Below are 2,474 nucleotides of genomic sequence, written 5' to 3'. Positions count from 1 at the left end.
TTGTCGCCCATGCCGGGGCCGCCGTTGTCGCTCGAGCGGTGGGGGCGCCGGTGATAGCCGAGCAACGTGGTCTCGTGGGCGGCCGCGACGAGCACAATGTCGCCGCCGTCTCCCCCGTTGCCGCCATCGGGGCCCGCGAGGGGCTTGAACTTTTCACGGCGCACCGAGACGCAGCCGTGGCCACCATTCCCCGCGCGCAGGTGAAGGGTCACACGGTCGACAAACGTCGCCACGATGGTGCCTCCTCAAACTGCTGTGCCGCGGCGCCGATGTGCCCGTGACTGCTGTCGTGCTGTGTTTCTGTGCTGCGCTACTGCTGGTGTGGTGCTGCTCTCGTGCTGAACGACGAAGGGGCGGGCCGAAGCCCGCCCCCTCGCGTGAAACTGTGTGTCGTGCGTTACGCGCTCACGACGTTGACGACCTTGCGGCCGCCCTTCTGGCCGAACTGCACAGCACCCGCCTCGAGGGCGAACAGCGTGTCGTCTCCGCCACGGCCGACGTTGGCGCCGGGGTGGAAGTGCGTGCCACGCTGGCGAACGAGAATCTCGCCGGCCTTGACAACCTGACCACCGAAGCGCTTGACGCCCAGGTACTGGGGGTTGGAGTCGCGGCCGTTACGGGTGGACGATGCGCCCTTTTTGTGTGCCATGTCTTCGTAGCCCCCTTCTTACTTGATGCCGGTGATCTTGACGCGAGTCAGGTCAGCGCGGAAACCCTGGCGCTTCTTGTACCCGGTCTTGTTCTTGAACTTCTGGATGACGATCTTGGGGCCGCGCAGGTCGCCCAGCACCTCGGCCGTGACCGTGACTTTCGCGAGCTTCTTCGCGTCGGTCGTGATGGTGTCACCGTCAACGAGCAAAACCGGGGTCAGCTGGATGGTGCCATCCTCGCTCGCCTTGATGCGGTCGAGAACGACAACAGTGCCGACCTCAACCTTCTCTTGCCGCCCACCGGCGCGCACAACTGCGTAGACCACGTTTCACCTTTGCTCTGTTTGTCGATTCTCTGTGCCGCGCTCGAAATCCGGTGCGACGAGGAATGCGTGAGGGTGTCGGCGCGGGCTCAGCCCAGCGCGCACCAACGGTCAAGAATAGCCGACCGCGGGATGCTCGGTCAAACGCGCCCGCTCGGCGCGTTCCCGACCCCCTCAGCCTACAATCTCGACCATGGCTGTGCTGATCGATGAACCCATCTGGCCCGCCCACGGTCGGCTGTGGGGACACCTCGTCAGCGACTCTTCGCTCGATGAGTTGCACGCGTTCGCCACACAAGCCGGAATTCCCGAACGCGGGTTCGATCACGACCACTACGACTACCCCGAAGAGCGACGCGAGCTACTCATTGCTCAGGGCGCCGTGCCGGTCACAGGCAAAGAACTCGTGGCACGGCTCACCGCGGCAGGGCTGCGCGTCAGCCAGAGGACCAAGCGCGGACTCTAACGCCCGCCGTCGTCACCAGACCGGCGAGAACCCCTCGAGCGTGCGCACGACGGCTCCTGACTCGATGTCGATGATGACCGTCGTGACCGAGGTGGCGCGGCCGTTCACGGGGCGACCGTCGGGCACAGCATCCTCAACCGAGGGGGTCACTTCGACCGCGACGTACTGGTCATTCGGCGAGATCGTGAAGTCGCCAATGCTGCCGCGGTCATCCACCGTGCGCAGCAGCACGCGAGCGACCCCCGTGCCGTCGTCGGCCACGAGCATGACCCGCACCGCGCCCGTCGCAACATCAGCGACCGCAACCTTCTGCACGCGCAAGTCGGTGCTCGTCAAGATGGCCTGGCCGCCGAAAGCGAGCTCGCCCTCGACGAGCGACGGGTCAAGGCGCGACTCGTCTCCTGTCGCGAGATCGACGACGACCCCACCGAAGGCGTCAGACCCCGTTACTCGTGAGCCATCGGTCGACAACGCGTACATCTCGGGAATCTGACCGACCGGCAGAGCGAGAGGGGGGTCGGTGAGCTCGACGCGCAGTAGCGACTGATCGAAGGCGTGCACGATGAGCGTCGTCGCGTCGGGCAAGAAGGCAGCTTCGAGTGTTCTGATCGGGTTGCCATCGAGGCCGGGCACGATCGACACGATGCCCTGACCGGCGAGGTCAACGACGGCGAGGGCACCCTCGAGGGGCGACTCGCTCGACGCGGGCTCGGCCGTCGTGATCACCATCGCCAGCAGCGTGCCGCTGGAGGGCACGATGAGCTCATCAACCCGCACACCGTCGGGCAGTGTGAGCGACTGCACTCCCCCGTCGGCCGCCACCGACTCGAGCACGGTCGTGCCGTCGTCGCCATCGCGCGCAACGACGACGACGTTCTCAATGGGGGCGATGTGCTGGATGCCCGGCGCCGCCAACACGACCTCGCCACGACCCTCGCCATCGAGTGGAGCGCGCAGCACCTCATCGACGTCGTCGCCACGATCGAGATACACCACGCCGCCCTGGGCGGTCGTGAAGCGATGCGTGAAGGTCGA

4 protein-coding genes and 1 pseudogene are annotated in these 2,474 nt (G+C 66.1%); 1 reads left to right on the top strand and 4 read right to left on the bottom strand.

Annotation, left to right across the window (positions count from 1 at the left end):
- From obgE to rplU, 3 genes and pseudogenes are all read right to left on the bottom strand, one after another.
- Nucleotides 1-233: pseudogene (gene obgE / locus SFU54_RS05920) on the bottom strand (GTPase ObgE); the annotation flags it as partial.
- A 164-nt stretch (nucleotides 234-397) separates the two neighbouring features.
- The gene (gene rpmA / locus SFU54_RS05915; protein WP_319015366.1) at nucleotides 398-649 is read right to left on the bottom strand and encodes a 50S ribosomal protein L27; all 252 of its coding nucleotides are present in this window, start codon (nucleotides 647-649) and stop codon (nucleotides 398-400) included.
- Between the two features lie 18 nt (nucleotides 650-667).
- Nucleotides 668-976, bottom strand: a complete 309-nt coding sequence (gene rplU / locus SFU54_RS05910; protein ID WP_319015365.1) for a 50S ribosomal protein L21 — start codon at nucleotides 974-976, stop codon at nucleotides 668-670.
- A gap of 190 nt (nucleotides 977-1,166) precedes the next feature.
- On the opposite strand from rplU, the gene SFU54_RS05905 reads away from it, so the two are divergent.
- Nucleotides 1,167-1,439 carry a DUF4031 domain-containing protein gene (locus SFU54_RS05905; protein ID WP_319015364.1) on the top strand — a complete coding sequence of 91 codons (273 nt, stop codon included), beginning with the start codon at nucleotides 1,167-1,169 and terminating at the stop codon, nucleotides 1,437-1,439.
- A 12-nt stretch (nucleotides 1,440-1,451) separates the two neighbouring features.
- On the opposite strand, the gene SFU54_RS05900 is transcribed toward SFU54_RS05905, so the two are convergent.
- Nucleotides 1,452-2,474, bottom strand: a 1,023-nt coding sequence (locus SFU54_RS05900) for a hypothetical protein (RefSeq protein ID WP_319015363.1), incomplete at its 5' end; no start/stop codon positions are given.

The organism is Microcella sp., from assembly GCF_033763155.1.
Classification (GTDB): Bacteria; Actinomycetota; Actinomycetes; order Actinomycetales; family Microbacteriaceae; genus Microcella.
Note: the sequence above shows the minus strand (reverse complement) of the source record. Positions and strands in the feature narration are given on the sequence as shown.